Origin of the sequence: Pedobacter sp. Leaf176, assembly GCF_001424305.1 — a bacterium.
Taxonomy (GTDB): Bacteria; Bacteroidota; Bacteroidia; order Sphingobacteriales; family Sphingobacteriaceae; genus Pedobacter.
On sequence record NZ_LMPD01000001.1, the window covers coordinates 275,914 to 294,429 of the forward strand.

The 18,516-nt window shown below is 38.6% G+C and carries 20 protein-coding genes; 4 read left to right on the forward strand and 16 right to left on the reverse strand.

Annotation, left to right across the window (positions count from 1 at the left end; all coding sequences use genetic code 11):
- Positions 1-572: 572 nt before the first annotated feature.
- Positions 573-2,000 (forward strand): L-serine ammonia-lyase, encoded by a 1,428-nt coding sequence (locus ASF92_RS01225; protein ID WP_056086659.1) that lies wholly within the window; start codon positions 573-575, stop codon positions 1,998-2,000.
- Between the two features lie 204 nt (positions 2,001-2,204).
- On the opposite strand, the gene ASF92_RS01230 is transcribed toward ASF92_RS01225, so the two are convergent.
- The 10 genes from ASF92_RS01230 to ASF92_RS01285 form a co-directional block, all read right to left on the reverse strand.
- On the reverse strand, positions 2,205-3,116 hold the full coding sequence (locus ASF92_RS01230; protein WP_056089042.1) for an AEC family transporter: 912 nt from the start codon (positions 3,114-3,116) through the stop codon (positions 2,205-2,207).
- A gap of 67 nt (positions 3,117-3,183) precedes the next feature.
- A complete protein-coding gene (locus ASF92_RS01235) occupies positions 3,184-4,416 on the reverse strand; it encodes a DEAD/DEAH box helicase (RefSeq protein ID WP_056086661.1) in 1,233 nt (410 codons plus the stop codon).
- Positions 4,417-4,737: 321 nt separating this feature from the next.
- Complete coding sequence (locus tag ASF92_RS01245) at positions 4,738-5,181, reverse strand: Hsp20/alpha crystallin family protein (RefSeq protein WP_056086669.1); 444 nt, start codon at positions 5,179-5,181, stop codon at positions 4,738-4,740.
- 55 nt (positions 5,182-5,236) lie between these two features.
- A complete protein-coding gene (locus tag ASF92_RS01250) occupies positions 5,237-5,620 on the reverse strand; it encodes a hypothetical protein (RefSeq protein ID WP_056086671.1) in 384 nt (127 codons plus the stop codon).
- A gap of 8 nt (positions 5,621-5,628) precedes the next feature.
- Entirely contained in the window at positions 5,629-5,859 is a 231-nt protein-coding gene (locus ASF92_RS01255) for a hypothetical protein (protein ID WP_056086674.1), read from the reverse strand.
- Positions 5,860-5,864: 5 nt separating this feature from the next.
- Positions 5,865-6,134 (reverse strand): hypothetical protein, encoded by a 270-nt coding sequence (locus ASF92_RS20915; RefSeq protein ID WP_157263672.1) that lies wholly within the window; start codon positions 6,132-6,134, stop codon positions 5,865-5,867.
- 484 nt (positions 6,135-6,618) lie between these two features.
- Positions 6,619-6,963: a hypothetical protein gene (locus ASF92_RS01265; protein WP_056086679.1), complete on the reverse strand. Its 345-nt coding sequence runs from the start codon at positions 6,961-6,963 to the stop codon at positions 6,619-6,621.
- 11 nt (positions 6,964-6,974) lie between these two features.
- Positions 6,975-7,526, reverse strand: a complete 552-nt coding sequence (locus tag ASF92_RS01270; protein ID WP_056086682.1) for an RNA polymerase sigma factor — start codon at positions 7,524-7,526, stop codon at positions 6,975-6,977.
- A 317-nt stretch (positions 7,527-7,843) separates the two neighbouring features.
- Positions 7,844-8,770: a PD40 domain-containing protein gene (locus ASF92_RS01280; protein WP_056086688.1), complete on the reverse strand. Its 927-nt coding sequence runs from the start codon at positions 8,768-8,770 to the stop codon at positions 7,844-7,846.
- A gap of 153 nt (positions 8,771-8,923) precedes the next feature.
- Positions 8,924-9,682, reverse strand: coding sequence for a DUF4197 domain-containing protein (locus ASF92_RS01285; protein WP_056086691.1), 759 nt, complete (start codon positions 9,680-9,682; stop codon positions 8,924-8,926).
- 244 nt (positions 9,683-9,926) lie between these two features.
- On the opposite strand from ASF92_RS01285, the gene ASF92_RS01290 reads away from it, so the two are divergent.
- The 3 genes from ASF92_RS01290 (at position 9,927) to ASF92_RS01300 (ending at position 12,530) form a co-directional block, all read left to right on the forward strand.
- Complete coding sequence (locus tag ASF92_RS01290) at positions 9,927-10,505, forward strand: RNA polymerase sigma factor (protein WP_056086695.1); 579 nt, start codon at positions 9,927-9,929, stop codon at positions 10,503-10,505.
- Positions 10,498-11,787: a carboxypeptidase-like regulatory domain-containing protein gene (locus ASF92_RS01295; RefSeq protein ID WP_056086697.1), complete on the forward strand. Its 1,290-nt coding sequence runs from the start codon at positions 10,498-10,500 to the stop codon at positions 11,785-11,787. Before ASF92_RS01290 ends, ASF92_RS01295 begins: the two co-directional genes overlap by 8 nt.
- A 128-nt stretch (positions 11,788-11,915) precedes the next feature.
- Positions 11,916-12,530, forward strand: a complete 615-nt coding sequence (locus ASF92_RS01300) for an FMN-binding negative transcriptional regulator (protein WP_056086699.1) — start codon at positions 11,916-11,918, stop codon at positions 12,528-12,530.
- Between the two features lie 45 nt (positions 12,531-12,575).
- Here the strand turns inward: ASF92_RS01300 and ASF92_RS20920 are convergent, their stop codons facing one another.
- The 6 genes from ASF92_RS20920 to ASF92_RS01325 form a co-directional block, all read right to left on the reverse strand.
- Entirely contained in the window at positions 12,576-12,725 is a 150-nt protein-coding gene (locus tag ASF92_RS20920) for a hypothetical protein (RefSeq protein WP_157263675.1), read from the reverse strand.
- Positions 12,726-12,799: 74 nt separating this feature from the next.
- A complete protein-coding gene (locus tag ASF92_RS01305; RefSeq protein ID WP_056086702.1) occupies positions 12,800-13,810 on the reverse strand; it encodes an inorganic phosphate transporter in 1,011 nt (336 codons plus the stop codon).
- A gap of 12 nt (positions 13,811-13,822) precedes the next feature.
- Positions 13,823-14,464: a DUF47 domain-containing protein gene (locus ASF92_RS01310; protein WP_197413207.1), complete on the reverse strand. Its 642-nt coding sequence runs from the start codon at positions 14,462-14,464 to the stop codon at positions 13,823-13,825.
- 718 nt (positions 14,465-15,182) lie between these two features.
- Positions 15,183-16,208: a cell wall metabolism sensor histidine kinase WalK gene (locus ASF92_RS01315; RefSeq protein WP_056086705.1), complete on the reverse strand. Its 1,026-nt coding sequence runs from the start codon at positions 16,206-16,208 to the stop codon at positions 15,183-15,185.
- Between the two features lie 33 nt (positions 16,209-16,241).
- Positions 16,242-17,006, reverse strand: coding sequence for a TIGR03915 family putative DNA repair protein (locus tag ASF92_RS01320; protein ID WP_056086707.1), 765 nt, complete (start codon positions 17,004-17,006; stop codon positions 16,242-16,244).
- Between the two features lie 180 nt (positions 17,007-17,186).
- Complete coding sequence (locus ASF92_RS01325; protein WP_056086709.1) at positions 17,187-18,446, reverse strand: putative DNA modification/repair radical SAM protein; 1,260 nt, start codon at positions 18,444-18,446, stop codon at positions 17,187-17,189.
- Positions 18,447-18,516 lie beyond the last annotated feature (70 nt).

Genomic DNA, 18,516 nt, shown 5'->3' on the forward strand with positions numbered 1-18,516 from the left:
GGGAAAGTAAATCCAGTTTTTGTTGTTTTAAAGCTACTTTTTACCTCTATAACCATGGTGTCTGACCATTTATCGTGCCACGGAATAGATGGAGTACCTAATGCACTTAGCGCATCGAAAGGAATAATTCTTATTAAGTTTCTGGTAGTGGTTTCTTCGAAAATTCAATCACTGCCATCCGTGTTTACAGCTCTTGTATTAGTGATAAACTTGCCAATTGATTTGCCGTTCAGCATCGCTTCTATGAAAGACATATTTACGCCATAAAATATCATACCAACAATTCACTCTGTAATTTCATCATTTAATATATTGATGATGCTCGGATCAATAATTGCGGTTACTACCCCCAGGATGAACATAAAGAGAAAAATGATATCAAAAATGTAGTGTGTCAGCCTTAACCCAGACGAAGCGCGGCAATAACGATAATTGATTTATTCGAAAGTATTGATATTGAAAAACACATTAGAGCATTGTGTTCAAACTAAGTATCTATTTTACTGCTGAAGCAAAAATTAATTCTCACTAAATCATAAAACAAATCATAGCTTTGTATAACTAACTGCTTCATGATAAAAGAACAAATTTCTGTTTTCGATATTTTTAAAATTGGCATCGGTCCCTCAAGTTCGCACACGCTTGGTCCGTGGCGTGCTGCCCAGCAATTTACCGCTTCGCTTCAAGAAAATAGTCTTTTAGATGATGTGGAGCTGGTGAAAATATTACTTTATGGCTCGCTTGCAAAGACCGGCAAAGGCCACGGAACGGATGTTGCTATTTTACTAGGTTTAACGGGTGCCGATCCGGTAACTTTCGATGTTGATGCAGTTACACCAACTTTTGAAGCCATTCAAAATAATAAAAAACTTAATCTGGCGGGGCATGTAATCATCGATTTTGATTACAGCAATGATTTCCTTTTCCTGTTTGCAGAAAGTCTTCCATTTCATCCAAATGCGGTCACTTTTCAGGCGCTCCTGAAAAACGGTAAAGCGTATTCAGAAACCTATTATTCTATTGGTGGTGGCTTTGTGGTTAAAGATGGTGAAGATAATAACCAGAAAGCACAGGTCGATTTGCCTTTTCCGATAGATAAAGCCAAAGAACTTTTACACTGGTGTTTGTCGACCGGCTTAAAGGTGAGTGAAATTGTTATGGAAAATGAACTTGCCTGGCGACCTGAAGCGGAGACTAAAAGCCGAATCCTACAGCACTTTGCGGTGATGAGAGATTGTATCTATCGGGGCTGTCATACGACTGGTTTTTTACCCGGGGGCCTTGATGTTGCGCGCAGAGCATTTCCTTTGAATAAGCGTTTGATAGGCAAAAGCGAATACCACGACTACACTTCCTGGGTCGAGGCGATTAGAAAAGGAGGAAATGGCTTTAATTATATTTTAGATTGGGTAAGCTGTTTTGCATTAGCCGTTAACGAAGAAAATGCCTCTTTTGGCCGGGTGGTAACCGCTCCAACAAATGGTGCTGCGGGTGTAATTCCAGCGGTTTTGCAATATTTGATTACCTTTTGCGACGGCTACTCTGACGATAAAATAATTCAGTTTATAGCCTGTGCTTCAGAAATAGGAAGTATTTTCAAAAAAGGCGCAACAATTTCGGCTGCAATGGGGGGATGCCAGGCAGAAATTGGCGTATCCTCTGCTATGGCTGCTGCGGCGTTAACCGAATGTTTAGGGGGTTCGCAACGCCAGGTTTTAATGGCTGCTGAAATAGCCATGGAACACCATTTAGGTTTAACCTGCGACCCGATTGGCGGGCTTGTTCAGATCCCTTGCATAGAAAGGAATACAATGGGTGCAATTAAGGCAATTACGGCCAGTCAGTTGGCCCTGCAAAGCAATCCTGATAAGGCAAAAGTTAGTTTAGATGCAGTGGTAAATACCATGTGGGAAACCGCTTTGGATATGAATGCCAAATACAAAGAAACTTCAGATGGCGGCCTGGCTACGAATATTCCAATTAGTTTGCCGGAGTGTTAATTTGTTTTTACCAACTAAGACACCTTGGTTCACCTAAGAAACAACAGCTTGTAACCAATCTACTTAAAGAATGTAACCAAAAAACGGTTATTAATTTTTTAATTCCATTGTGTTCACTGTGCCTTTGTGGTTTAGGCGTGGTATCCAACTTATATTTTCTTAAATGCCTTATATGGCAAAACCTTCATACTATTTGTAGTTACCTTAAACCAAACCGGAATAAATCAACACCAACCACCAAACTCCGGTAGTAACAAACGACAATAAAATCCCTATGCCGACCACCAGATTAGAAACTCTGGGGTTCAAATTATACTGATCAGCTACTACACCTGCGGTTAATAGTGTAGGCATTGCCATTTCGAAAATGGTTATCCTGGTTACCATTCCACTTATGCCTAAAAACACGGCGATAATCAAAATAGTAAGCGGAGCTAGAATCAACTTATACAATAAAGCGAAGCTGATGTGTTTTAGCTCGCTTAACCAACCGCCAAATTTCAATTGTAAGCCAATAGAAAACAATGCCAGCGGACCAACAGTTCCTGCCAGTTTATCAAAGAGCACATTTAAGGAAGATAAGTTCAGGTATCGCGGTAAAGTTAAAGCTAATAAACAGCCAATCAGGGGAGGGAATGTGAATAATTTTTTGAGTACCAGTTTCGCACTCAATTGCTGTTGCTGAGAAGAACGGATGGCAACTACAATTCCTATAGTAGACAACAAAGTAAAAGTAACCTGATCGCAGATTATTGCAATGGCCAGTTCCTTTTCACTGAAATAAGCGATAATCAACGGAAAACCAATAAATGAAGTGTTGCTTAATGAGCTCACTAATTTTAAGCCACCAGAAGTTGCCATGCTCATTCTGGTAAATCTCGAATAAATAGTAATAAAGATCCAGCCCAGAATCCAGACACAAATGGGTGCTAAAGCAGGAAATAGTAAATCTTTTGTCCACGTAATATGTGGAAGATATTTAAAGGAAACTGCCGGAAGTGCGATGTAGATTATCCAGGCGTTAATGCTTTTATGTGCGTCTTTTGGTAAAGTTTTGCTTTTGCGAAAGAGTATTCCGGCCAGGATGCATAAACCGATTAGAATGAAATTTGCCATGGATTTGTGCAAAGATAATGATAAAAGAAAAACGCCAATCAGATATTCTGTTGGCGCTTTGATCCATTTAACTATTGGTACTCGGTTTTGGCTTTTTTTTGTGCCAAACCTTTTTCTTCCCGTTGTTCCTTGATTGTTGTGGCTTTTTTTCTTCCACATGTGTTATTTCCATTGCTGAAATGTGCTCCGGCAAAGTCATCCGTGGAACTGGTTTCTCAATCAGTTTCTCGATATTTTCAAATTTGCGCTTATCTCTCCCGTTTACGAGCGTAATTGCTGTGCCTTTTGTCTCTGCCCTTGCAGTTCTGCCAATCCGATGTACATAATCTGCTGGGTCGCCGGGAACATCATAATTGATTACCAAATCGACACCTTCAACGTCTATTCCACGCGATAAAACATCGGTCCCAATAATAATTGGTAACCTCCTGTTTTTAAAAGCCAGTAGAATATCTTCGCGCTCTTTTTGTCCCAGATCGGAATGGAAGGCATCTGCCTTAATACCCAAACTTTTGAAAGTCTTGTATAAAGCTTTAACCTTTTCCTTTGTAGAGGCAAAAATGATTGCGCTTTTATAGGTCCCGTCTTTAAAAATATCTGTTAATAAAGCCTGTTTTTGTTGATCGTGAATATTGTAGGCCTGCTGGTCAATTCCTTCCGCTGGTTTTGCAATGGAGATGGTAATCTGCTTCGGCTCATTTAAAATGGTGCCCGCCATTTTTCTGATTTTTGGCGCCATCGTAGCGGAAAACAAAAGGGTTTGACGTTTTTTGGGAAGGTAACTCACAATGCGCATAATGTCATCATAAAAGCCCATATCCAACATCCTGTCGGCCTCATCCAGAATTAAGTGCTGTAAATGCTCCAGTTTCAAAACACCTGAAGAAAGGTGAGCCATCAGTCGACCGGGTGTTGCAATGATCACATCAACACCCTCACGCATAGAGCGTTTCTGCTGTTCGTAAGCTATGCCGTCTCCGCCACCATAAACCGCAAGCGAACTGATATTAGTAAAATAAGCAAGTGCTTCTACCTGCAAATCAATTTGTTGGGCAAGCTCACGCGTGGGGGCTAAAATCAGGGTGTTATTGTGCCTGTCTTTCGCCCTCATAATTTTATCCATTACCGGAAGTAAATAGCTGGCCGTTTTTCCTGTTCCAGTTTGCGCGCAGGCAATCAGGTCGTGATTATCTAAAATTACAGGAATGGCTTGTTCTTGTATCGGAGTAGCACTTTTATACCCCATCGCCATTAGGCCTTCATGTAAGTCGGGGTTAAAATTAAAGTCGTTAAAATTCAATCTGTTATGTTTATATATTTTAGGCAAAAGTACCTTAAAATACGGCGAATAGCAAACCCGAGTTTAAACTCAGTATGTTTAATGATTTTGAAAAGCAATGTTCCATGTAAATCGGTTGTAAGGGAAAAGATTGCATTTACGATTTTTGTCAGAGTTGGTGTTTGGAAACGTCGCAAATTGAGTTCGGTTTTCCGTGTATTCTTTGTTTCCGTGGCGAACACCATTGTGTTCTCCGTGTCTTTGTGGTAAATAGTAATCGTTGAACTCAAAAAAGCCCAGACTGCAAACAATCCGGGCCTCAGAAATTATAATAGACAAAACTTAGTTCACTGCAATATCTTTCGCAGGTATGTTCGTTTCGGGGTTTTTAGGAAGTGTAATTTTTAAAATTCCATCGGCATATTTGGCTGATATAATTTCGCTGAGCACTTTTCCGTTTAATGCGAAGGCCCTTTCAAAGGCCCCATTGCTGTATTCTCTTCTGCTAAATCTGGAAGCAGATGCCAGATGCTCTTTTGGTATGTAGGTGATTGTTAACACATCATCTTTTGTTACCACTTTCAAATATTCTTTTACCAAAGCTGGTGCGAAAAGGTGAATGATGTAACTATCTTCGGTTTCCTCAATGTTAACAGGCACGCGTCTAATCCCGTGACCAAACATACCCTCCGCATGGCGTGCAAATTTCCCGTGGTGATGACCACCAAATCTTCCGCCCCAGCGGCTGTTCATTTTGCCTGAATGGCATCTATTTTCGTTGTACATTTTCTTAATTTTTATTTGTTGTTATTTCGTTAGTTCATCAGCCCAAGCCGATATTTTAATTAGAAACACCATATTCAGTTTTCGGGATTCCCAATAATTGTGTTATGATATTTGCGTATGGATAAGCGGGAGAAAAAACCGCGTAATCGAATTTCAATCCTCTTATTTGCACCACGATATCATCTATAAGCTTCATCGGTTCCAGCAGTGCCGTAATCAAACCTGATTTAGGCTTTTGACCATCTTCGGGTTTATTGAAAACATCCAAATCTTTATTGTAAGCTTTAAAATCGGCGCCAATATTTTCTATTGGCTTTTTAAATTCATCAGAACTGAAAAACGTAACTTTTTCACCTCGGGTGATCAGCTCGCTGGCTAAACCCAAATTTGGTTGAACATCACTTTCAGACGGAACGCTTAAAAACAGAACTTTAGACATCAGCTTATTTATTTAATGTTTGCACTATCAATTTGTGTTATCGAAGTATCAGCAGCTTTTCTGCCGTGGTGACTGAAACCGTGATTTCTATAGTGTTCACGATTGCAATCAGACTCATGATAATGTCTATTTTTAAAATCTAATCTATCACGGTAACCGTTTTGAACTGCAAGTACGTTAAGGCTGTAAAATGTTGCTCCAGCGACAGCCATCGCTAATAATATTCTGAATGCTTTCATGGCGATTAATAATTTATATTAATGTTTTGAACCGGACCATTTCCCTGAACCAATGGTTTGTACCATTGATTATCGATTGGTACTATTGGAGGATAGTAATTGCCAAATCCCTCAAACTTGTTCGCAAAATGGCGGTGTCTTCTGCCTCTGAAAACCATTCTGAATACAAAACCGATTATCATTATGGCGAAGATAAATTTGAATATAAATGGTATGAAGAAAGCGACTGCACCAAGTACAATCCCAAATCCTATTGATTTTAATATTTGTTTCATTTTTAATTTCTTGTTATTTAATAGGGTAGACGGAGGAAGATTAGTTTTACTTTAAAAAAAATTGAAAATGTTTTTACCACCTTAGACACCTAAGGTTCAGGGAAATTGCTTTTAAAACATTGGTAAAAATTACTTAGCCACGGAAGCACAGAAATCACGGAGGAGATTAAAGTTTTTCCGTGTTTTTCGTGCTTCCGTGGCAAACATAATGCTTAGGCATGCGCAGAAAGAGGAAGATTAGCAGAGAAAAGTTAAAACCGATTTCCCTGACCTAAGATCACCTCAATTTGTGAATGTTAATAAGGAAGGTTGAGGGGGAGGTGGGTTTAACCCGAAGCCTATCCGCCAGGAAAAGAACACCCCGCCCTACGGGCACACCTCTGAAAGAGGGGAATTAGAAATCGCAGAAGTAACAAATTAAGATGATAACCGTTTTCGAAAAACAACACCCATAAAAAATGCCAGCTTTTCAACTGGCACCAAATTATTCTTTATTGCGGTGTCCCCAGCCACCGCATCTTCGTTTATATTCTTCTTTAAACTTTGCGCGTTCTTCTTCATTCATACTTTGCCATTTCGATCGCATGCCCATAGCCTTTTCGCGGAAACGATTATTGCCGGCACCTTTATTAAAATTACCAAAAAGCAATCGGCATAAAACCAAAAGTCCAAGCGCCTGCCAAAAATTTAACCGACTGGCATGTGTAACTTCTGGTAAAATCCAATTCCACAAATACATTACAATAAAACCCAACGCAGTAGCAATTAACGCCACCACAGGTAAAAAGAAAATGAACTTCTTGCCTTTACTAAACTTTCTATTTCTCATTTCCTGCAAAATTAATAGTTAATAAATTCCTGATATAAATTTTGTAAACGATTACGCAAATGTTTAACAGCGTAGCCCTTTCTTGATATTAAAGTTTTAATGTTTTCGCCTGTTTCATCGGCGATTTCCTGGAAAGTTCTATCTTCCAATTCGTTCTGAACAAAAATATAACGTTGATTTTCGGGCAATTCCTGCAAAGCTAAAAACAACTGATCCCAAAAGAGTTTTTTTAAACTCTCCTCTTCCGGCGAAAAAGATTCTGCCAGCAAAATCTCCCTGAAATTGATTTCGCCGTCTTCATCCTCGTAGCTCAAATCCTCAATAAGTACATCTTTTTGCTTCCGATACTTATCGGTAATCTTATTTCTGGCCACCCGATACAACCATCCGCTAATCTGCTCAATGGTTCCTGCCTCTGGCTGGTTGCTCAACTGATACCAAACATCCTGCAAAATGTCTTCCGCGTCCTCATCCGTATTCACCCGACCTCGAATGAAACTGAATAAACGCTTACCATAACTGGCAACCGTAGAAATGATATTTTGAGGTTCGTTTGTCGGCAAAACTTTTTGTTTGATAACTCCGTAAACGGATGATAATCAATATTACTTTAAAATTTGCTAAATTTTTTACTGAATAGCCGAGTTTTGCTGAGGAGGCCATCGTAAGGCATGTTTTTAAGGAAATTAAAGGCAGCAGTTCTTGGTAAAATTAGCCCTGCTTTTCGTTTCAATCCATGCTCGTACCCGCTTGCGGGCTTTTCATTGCAATCAGGTTTAACTACCACAAACTGTGCAAGCAACTCGCATTGTAAACCCCAGCATTGCTTACAATATTTTGGAAGATTAATCCGAATGAACATTTCTTCGGTATATAAGTTTTACTTCAAGGCCCCTGTCGGATTGATTCCCTTATCGACTACCAATTTACTGTTTCTGCTTAAATCAGAAACATAAATCTTATTTTGAGTGGAAGGCTTTTCCGAACCACTGTAAAAAATTCTATCATCAGCGGTTACAAAAACGTAGGGAACATTCATGCCTACTGGGGAAATTCTATCGACTTTCTTGCTGGCTAAATCTAAAATATATACTGCTTCAGCCTGACCAATCGAGCCATCGTTATTGCCAGCGTTAAAAATTAATTTCTGACCATCCTTAGTATAAAAGAAACGATCATTTCTTGCGATTTTAAAATCCTTACCAATTAAGCTCAAAATAGATTTTGTATCAATCAATTTCCCAGAAATATCAAAAGTATAAAGGTTAATTAAATCCTGTCCGATAATTTCTTTTTCGTTTTTCCAGGTTGGCGAATAAGCATTAATTTTCGGTCCGCCATCCAACATTACAAAACCCGTATTATCGGTTTTAATAACGCCAATTTTAAATATGTTTTTGCTCTTTAAAATGTTAAACGCAATCGCCGTTCCATTTGGCGACCAAACGGCCTGTTGGTAATCGCCACCATGTACCTGAAGTTGCAGCTGACTTTTATTTTCCATATCTGCTACCCAAATGGTTTTACGGCCGGCAGAGTCAATAACGGTATAAGCTAATTTATTTCCATCGGGTGAGATTGCCGGGTCGGTAGCACCGCCAAACGAAATCTGCTTCATGGTATCGATGCTCGTTGCTACAATTCTCCTTCCATCCTGATAGGCTAAAGCGAAATTTTTATTTCTCAAAGAAACTGTATCCAAAACCGCCTTCGTGTTTTGTTCGCCGGATTTATTTTGGCTGCAAGAAACAATTAGCGCCACACATGGAATTAAAATGGAAATAATTTTAATGCTGATTTTAGTCATATACAATTTTACAAATAGTTTTTAAATAAAAAAGATTCAGGCCCTTTTGAAACCTGAATCTTTAATTTATGATTTTACCAAAACTTAACTCCCTATCTTATTAGTCGCCATAGTTCGCTTCCTCACGAACCATTGGCAAATCATCGCATCCTGCTAAATCTTTCTCTTATCCGCATAACCGAAAACTTTCTGCAATAAAGTTGTACTTCTTGAGCTTAGGTTACCCCTGATTTTTAATTCTTCTTTAGCTACCTCGATAAATAAACCATCTATCGCTTTCTGCGTAACATATTCTGTTAAATTGGTATTTACTGGTTTAACCAAAGGCAAACGGTTGTATTGAGTTGTTAAATCGCTGTAATACTTTGTTGCATTTACCTTATTTAAACTTGTGGTTACAATCGGACTAAACTTCTGCATCAATTGGGATGTAGTTACGCGTTTGAAATATTCAGTTGCAGCATCATTGTTTCCTAACAGGATGTTTGTTGCATCAGTAATCGTCATTTGTTTAATGGCAGAAATAAAGATTGGTTTAGCTGCTGTAGTTGCATCCTCTGCGGCACGGTTCAAACTCACCACCACATTGTCGCAGAGTTTGTTTAAGCCGATACTACGCAATGTTCGCTCCACCTTTTGTGCTTCCGGAGGCATTAAGATTTTTACTGCAAGATTGCCGAGGAAGCCATCTTTAGCGGATAGCCTGTCAGTGCCAGCTGATACACCAATCTGCAGCGCTTCCTTGATTCCTTGCCCAATTTCGAAAGTTGTTGGCGTAATTCCTGTATTTGTTGTGGTATTTTTTTCTGTTATCTTTTTAAAAATATCGCCTAATTTTATTTGTGCGTTTACATTCAGGTTTGAAAATAAAATTAATGCCAGAGATGAAGATAAAATATTAATTTTTTTCATTGTGTGGATTTAATCCTTGATAAGCAAAACAACTGCCACAAATCTAGTCTCGAATTTATTTGTGCAAGGATAAATGCAATGCAGATTGAGAAAGATTAGAACAAAGCGGGACCATCAGATACCAAAACGTACAATCATTGCTATCACAAATAACAAATCGATATCCTAAATGATTAGTTTATTCCTCATCACTCAGAAATATTTTTTATACTTGGATGATAATTTGCCTTAGCTACCCAATTTTTTGAAATTTATAAAAAATACAGCTGGAAATAACCAGAAACAAGATGCAGACATAATTGCCGCGTATAAAAATACGGGCGATTTAGACTCGTTGGGTACGCTTTACAACAAATATATGCACCTGGTTTTCGGCGTTTGCCTTAATTATTTCAAAGATGAGGAGCAAAGTAAGGATGCTGTAATGCAGATTTTTGAAGAGTTGATAACAAAACTCAAAATTCATGAAGTACAGAATTTTAAAAGCTGGTTGCATGTGCTCACACGAAACCATTGTTTAATGGCGCTGCGGAAATCTGCGAAGCAAAATAACGTTTCATTAGACGATACTTTTGTGGAAAACAGCGAATTTGTGCATCTGGATATTGACAATACAAAGGAAACCCAGCTTACCATTATGGAAAAGTGCATGGAAACCTTGACTGAAGAACAGCGAAAAAGTGTAGATTTATTTTATCTACAGGAAAAATGCTATAAGGAAGTGGCCGATATTACCGGTTACGATATGCTTAAGGTGAAGAGTTACATCCAGAACGGAAAGCGGAATTTAAAAATTTGTATAGAGAAGAATAGCAGTGAATAATGATTGGTTAGATATTGATGTACTTGAGGATTACCTTGATGGTAAGCTTGATGCAAAAGGTATGCACTTTGTGGAAAGGCAGGCTTTAGATGATCCTTTCGTTGCCGAAGCACTTGAGGGTTTGCGCCAATCGCCAAAACGTAAACAAACACTTTCTATTTTACAAAGACAACTTTACGATAGGGTTTCTAAAAAACCAATTAAGCGTAGAATGTGGGGCATTACCACGCAACGTTTGAGTATTGCGGCAACAGCTACAGTTGCTTTTATTGCAGTGAGCATTCTGTTTTTTATGCGTGAAACAAATCGTAAAAACGCTGAAATCGCATCAAGAAAATCAAAAGGGATAATCGTTAATTTAGATTCTTCAAATGCAATTGCGTCGGCTAAACCTAAAGCTGTAGATACATCGGTTGAAGCAGACGAAATTTCTAAATCTGCCTTGATAGATAAAGCCATAACTGAAGCAAAAACTGGTGAGTTGGCAAAAAATACAAAGACGGCTCCTATAATTAGAAATGCTGATGTAGTTGAAGCGAAATCGGCAAAGGCCAGCGCAGAATACTCGGAGTTAAAGAAGGCCAAATCAGCGCCAATGGCTATGCAGCGCACGGAGATTAGTCCTATGAGTGAGGTGGTGGTGTCAGCTGCGCCTGCAGGTTCGGGAAATGGTTTAATTTACAGCGGTAATGTTGTTTCACAGAGTGGACAGCCGGTTCAGGGCGCAGTTGTGAAACTGGAAAATTCGAAAGCAGTAACGGCAACAAATGCAGCGGGGTTTTTTGCCCTGCCTGTGGACAGTGTTGATAAAGACAAGGAAATTTTAATTAAGGCACAAGGTTTCAACGATAAAGCCATTGTCACAAATCCCGATGCAATTCGGATGGCCTTAACAGGCGATAAGTCTTTAAATGAAATTGCTTTAATCACAGGTTCTAACGGACGGAAAAGAGAAGCCATAACCCCTAAGAAAATTGTTTTGAAAGCAGTAGAAAACCTGGATAAAACTAAAGAAGAAATTACTAAACCTATACCTGTCTCCACTATAAATTATGAGCAGTATCTCGAAAATAACAATAAGTTATACAACCCGAAAGGGCCTGCCCAATATGTTGTCTTAAGATTTAAAGTCAAGAAGAATGGACGGCCAGCTCAGGTTTCGGTAATAAAATCCCTGAGTAAAAAAGCCGATGCTGAGGCAAAAAGACTTATCGAAACCGGTCCGGATTGGGTTTTACCTAATAATGGTGACGACTTAGTCGAATTGAGCGTTAAATTTTAAATTAACCGCAAAGAACGCGGAGTAAAACCATCAATATAAAAGCACTACCAGGTCACATTAAAAATGTTAAGCTTTTTCCCTTACGTGAACTTAGGTGTCTAAGGTGGTAAAGACATATATAACAACTCATGTACAAAGCCCCATATTTTACAACCAGCAACCAGGAAGAAATTCTTGAGTTTATGCATCAAAATACATTTATAACTCTAGTCGGTTTTGATGGCAAATTTCCTGTTGCCACACAAGTTCCGGTTAAAACTGTAGTTGAAGGCGGGGTTATTAGGCTTATCGGTCACATCATGACCAAAACTGACCATTGCAAAGCTTTTGAGCAAAACCCAAATGTATTGGCGATTTTCACGGGTGCTCATGCATACATCAGCGCATCGGTTTATGAAAAACCTCAATCAGCTTCTACCTGGAATTATAAAACTGTTCAGGCAAAAGGTATTATGAGGCTGTTAAACTCAGAAGAAACTTACAAGGCAATAAAAGAATTGACTGATAAATACGAAGATCCAGATTCTAGTCCGGCAGCCTTTAATAGAATGGGTGAGGCTTATATCCAGAAACATTTGAAAGCGATAACAGGGTTCGAAATTGTGGTGAGCCATATTGATCACGTTTTTAAATTGAGTCAGAACCATTCTACTGCAAACCAAAAAAACATTGTTAAGAATTTAGAACTAAGTGGCGATCCTCTTGCTCAGCAAGTAGCTAAAGAAATGAAAGACAGGTTGTAGCTTAACCGCAAAGCTCTCAAAGGGTAAAACGCAAAGAACGCTAAGTTAGGCGCAGAGTTCTTTTAACCCTGCGGGAAAAACATAGCTCAGGTTTATTTCAAGCGTTGAGGGGATTTCCCCCTTTGGAGGGTGCAAGGGGAGGATGTTTGAATCCAACACTTCTGCAAAAACGTAATACTCAACTCTTCTTTGCATACTTCGAGGTTAAACGAAAAAAGACTAAAGCAATTCGCCTTAGTCTTCCTGAGTATATTTAAAGGATTTTGTTTTTATTTGAAGTAGTAAATTACACCATAGATAATTGCTGCCAACGTAGCAGAAACCGGAATGGTTAAAATCCAGGCCCAAATTAAATTGATGGTTACACCCCAACGTACAGCTGATACACTTTTTACAACACCTACACCCACAATCGAACCTGTAATGGTGTGAGTAGTAGAAACCGGGATACCGAAATGTTCTGTAATACCCAATGTAATGGCGCCTGCACCCTCAGCTGCAACACCTTCAAGTGCCGTAACCTTTGTAATTTTAGAGCCCATTGTTTTAACAATTTTCCAGCCACCACTCATTGTGCCTAAAGAAATTGCTGAATAACAACATATTGGCACCCAGGCTGGCATTGATTCAAAATTTGGAATCACATTTGCCGCAATTAATGCTGTTGCTATAATACCCATTACTTTTTGTGCATCGTTACCACCATGGAAGAAACTCAATGCGGCAGATGAAAGTAATTGTAGTCTTTTAAACCATTTCTCTGCAGTTGCAGGTTTGGCATAGCGGCAGATATTAATAATAATCAATGTTAAAACCACCGAAATTACCATACCGATTATTGGCGCCAATACTATAAAAGAAACAATTTTTACCACATAACCCATATTTACGGCATCAAGCGGACTAGCGCCTGTAAGTAGAGCATGCGTCATACCTGCGCCTGCGAAACCTCCGATTAAAGTATGTGATGAACTTGATGGTATACCATACCACCAGGTTAAAAGATTCCAAATAATTGCGGCAATTAAACCCGCAAGAATAACCTCTAAGGTAATGTAATTTTCGATTACTGTTTTAGCAACCGTGTTTGCCACTTTGTGGTCGGTAAAATAAAAGTAAGCTGCGAAATTGAAAAGTGCAGCCCACAAAACCGCCTGGAAAGGCGTAAGAACTTTTGTAGAAACAACCGTTGCAATCGAATTAGCGGCGTCGTGGAAGCCGTTAATGTAATCGAAAGCAATGGCCAGAATTACAACAACAACCAATAAGGTAGTTACCATGTTTGTATTTTATTAAGCGTTTTTAACCAGGATAGTTTCAAGCACATTCGCTACATCTTCGCACTTATCTGTCGCTTTCTCTATCGTTTGTAAAACCTCTTTTTGTTTAATTAATTCAATCGCATTGGTTTCGTACTCGAATAAACGGGCAACTGCTAATGTAAAAACGTAATCAGCCTGGTTTTCGCCGCTGTTGATGCGGATACAAGCATCAGCAATAACACGGATGTTTTTGAAACTGCGTAACTCCTTAATTGCTTTATCAATATCGGTACACATTTCAACCAAAAGCTCGGCAATTTTTACAATAGGCTCATTAATGGTGTTCATGTTATACATTTGCATGCGGTTCGCAGTACCATAAATATAGTCAGCAACATCATCAACAGCCGTAGCCAACTGGTGAATGTCTTCTCTATCAAAAGGCGTGATAAAGTTCCTGCTCAATTCTAAGAAAATCGAATGGGTAATGTCGTCGCCTACATGTTCTAAGCGTTCAATTTCCTTAAAAATGGTTTTCCTTGCTTCAGCATCACCTGTGCTAACCATTTCTAATAGCGTTTCAGCAATTTTCAATGCGTTGCTGCCGGCTTGTTCAAAAAGAGGATGAAACTTTTTATCCTGAGGCGTAAAGAACTTAAAAATATTGTTCATGTTAATTTTAATATGTTGCAAAGCTACGTGCTCAATGTTAAGTTAATGTTAATTTCTTAATTATATTAAGGAATTAGTGCTTTGAGCTGTCACACTCGTTTATTTTCAACTGTTTGATTAGAAATGATAAACATTCGAAAATGGTAGGTCTTGGTGCTTCGGCACCAGAAGTCCCGCTAAACGCTATAGCCCTCATGAAAAATTCGGGGCTGCCGCTAATATCGGGTTTAGGAAACTGGGGTAATGTTCTTCGGAAAATAATAGGATAATAATTCCTTCCCCTGCCCCTCCAAAGATGGAGAACCTTCAGAGTTGTAATAAACCGAGCTTACAATTCCTTTAATTTCTTATAGGGTTAAAAGTTTTTTCAGCTAACGTTATATTTCCTTCGCACGCAATGGTTAGTTTTTGAAATTGATAGTTCCTCACAAGGTTTTTGAAATTATGAGCTTATTTTCTCAGGCATCCGCACATACTTGTGTTCTCTGTGAAATTTCTCTGCGACCTCTGTGGTCACTATTGAGATTGCTTCGTTCCTCGCAACGACGACCTTTTGAAACTATGAGCCTATATTTATTGAATTCTTTTATGGTTCAAAAATTCTGCACATAACTTTATGTTCTATGTGAATTACGCTGCGACCACTGTGATGAACACCCTTTTGGTACCTAGCTTTGCGTTCTTCGCGCTTTCACTCCGCGAACTTGCGGTTAAATAACTATCCGCCTTTTTGAAGCGTGAAAGCAAATGTTGTTCCAATACCTGGCGTACTTCGAACAGAAATGGTTTGTTGGTGCGCCTCTAAAATATGCTTCACAATGGCTAAACCTAAACCGGTTCCACCCACTTCTCTCGCTCTATGTGTATCAATACGGTAAAAACGTTCGAATAAACGAAACAGGTGTTTCTCTTCAATACCAATTCCATTATCGGTAACCTCAATTAAAAACTGGTCATGAAGTTCAAAAATTTTGATTGCCGTTTCGCCGTTTTCAATACCATATTTAATACTGTTCACCATTAAATTAATTAAAACCTGGCGAATCTTTTCCCTGTCTGCATTAACCGTAGTAACAGCTGTGTACTTGTCCTTAAAAAAAAGTTTAATATGCTTTGCTTTAGCCCGGTCTTCTAGGTTTTCCATTACCTCTTTTGCCAGTTGCACAAAATCGAATTTTTGATAATTAATTGGCGATTCACCCGTTTCCAGTTTTGCAATCGCATCTAAATCATTAATTAAATAACTTAAACGCTCCACGTTATTCTCTGCCTTTTTAAGAAATTTAACCGCCATTTCCGGGTCGTCTTCAATACAATCCTGTAAAGTTTCGATATAGCCCTGAATGGCAAAGAGCGGCGTTTTAAATTCATGGGAAACGTTGGAAAGAAATTCCCGGCGAAACTGTTCTTGCTTCTTTAACAAATCGATTTCTTTTTTCTTAGCGCCGGCCCATTCTTTAACTTCCTGTTCTACATCATTAATGGGATCTGAACTCACGTATTCGCCAAGCGCATCTTTTAAATCCTTGCCAAGTTTAAGGTTATGGATAAGCTTATAAATCAGTTTAATTTTCGTGTAAATGTATTTCTCCAGTAAATAATAGAAAACCAAAAAACTACTTAAAAAAGAAACACCAAACGAAATGGCCAGATAATACAAACTATGTTGAAAATAAAAGTTCACCATGCCAATAGAAAGGGCAACGGCAAGCGCAGTAAATAAAACCAGCACACTTAATTTCATGCTGCAATTTAAAGCTTTTATGTTAATGCTATGTTAACTCAATTGCTTTTCCGTCAAATATTTCCAATATCTTTTGGGTACATGCCTTACATGAAGCTTCGTGTTTTTACGGGCAACGATGTTGGCGCTTTTAAAATAATCTTTCCATAAAACGGAATACAGTTCTTCTTTTTCATCCAGCAAAATGGCTTCAGGGTTTTTACTGTTTACACCGTTTGTAAAATCAATGGTTATTTCTTCTACAGAATTTAAATTATAATGTAGACCATACTTTCGTTTTAAATCATAAATAATCCATTGCTGATCGGCATAACGGTTTTTAAAATGATTTGAAATTAACGGGAGTACATTAAAATCAGGATCGATGCCTGTGTAGAAAATCCCGTCTGCAGTATGTTGAAAACGAATAAATGCTTCCATTCGATGTTTTTCGCGTTCCACGCTTCTCGCATATTTAGATACAGCCATTACGTGATCATTGCCATAATTTGTTTCGGCACCAATCCCATTCTGGAAAATATAGATTGTAAAATGAAAAAGGTGGTTATAAGCCTCATGAATTTCAGAGAGGTAGGAACAGTAAAATTTCCTCAACCATTCTTTCTTCAATTTCTTTTGAAGACCAGCCCAAACCCGATCCGATTTTTCCGAATTTGTAATAACTGTAAAACTTTCCGCAAAAGCTTCTGGTTGAAACATCTCAACCGACTTAAGTTCAACTTTTCCCGGTTTGCGTTCAAACCACTCAAACACGGCAGTTAAAAGTCCTGGTAATGATCCATCGAAAATGTAAGTCATTGAATGATTGATTTATGTAGTGATCGCTTTGAGCAGAGCGGAGAATTTTTGTACATGGCACAGGATTCAAAGATTGCTCCATGCCTTACACAGGCAGGCGTTTCTCTGGTGCTTCATCCGATAGCTCTCGGATCGAAAGGGTGGTACTTATTTTGTATCTCTGTGATTCCGGGGCATATATTAAAACAAAATCAATTGATTGCTATCCGTCTTCAAATATTTACTCTGGCTTTCTGCCAGAATAAAAGCTTTAATCTGTGTCCCCTGATAATCTTTCAATTGATAAGGACTATCAACGCAAGTAATGAAATGTTTAGCCCGGTTGTAAGCAACACCAATTTTTTTAAGCTGGTCAATTCTTAATTTTCCAAACTTCCTGGCCTGAATAATTTTCTGTGCCGACATTACACCAATGCCCGGAATGCGAAGAATCATTTTATAGTCCGCTTTATTAATATCAATTGGGAAATGCTGCATATTCCGTATGGCCCAACTCAGCTTCGGGTCAATATCCACATCCAGGTTTGGGTTCGCATCATTCAGAATTTCCTGAACCTTAAAACCGTAAAAACGCATTAACCAATCTGTCTGGTATAACCGGTTTTCCCGCAAAAGCGGAGGTTGTGTACCTAAAACAGGCATTCTTGTGTCGTTGCTAATGGGCACATATCCCGAATAATAAACTCGTTTTAAAGAGAAGTTTTTGTAGAATGCATTGGCTGTATACATAATATCCTTATCGCTTTCTGGAGTAGCACCAATAACCATCTGCGTACTTTGACCGGCTGGAACAAATTTTGGAATGTGTTTAATTAACTTTTTATCTTCTGCAAATTGAGCGATGTTCTGTTGCACAAATGCCAGCGGCTTAATGACATCATCATGGCTTTTTTCGGGCGCTAAAAGCTTCAACCCTGCTTCAGTTGGCATTTCTAAATTGATGCTCATCCGATCGGCATACAACCCTGCTTCTTTTATTAACTCATCGCTGGCGCCCGGAATTGTTTTTAAATGTATATAACCATTATAATTCTGCTCTAACCGCAATTTTTTGCACACCAGCAATAAACGTTCCATCGTAAAATCCGCATTTTTGAAAATCCCGGAACTTAAAAAAAGACCTTCAATATAATTTCTTCTATAGAAATTCATCGTCAATTCAACAACTTCGTCTACAGTAAAGGCTGCACGTTTTACATCATTGCTTTTTCTTGATACGCAAAAAAGGCAATCGTAAATGCAATGATTGGTTAAAAGGATTTTTAATAAAGATACACATCGTCCATCCTCTGTGTATGTATGGCAGATGCCTGAACTATGGCTGTCACCAAGTCCTTTTCCATCATTTTTTCTGGTTCCACCACTAGATGAACAGGAGACATCATATTTTGCAGCATCAGCCAGGATATTTAGTTTTTCACGAATTCTATCAAACGACATAGGGTAGCATTTGCTAACAAATATAGCTTGAAATAACTAAAAATATTAGTATTTTGATAGAAATGGCATT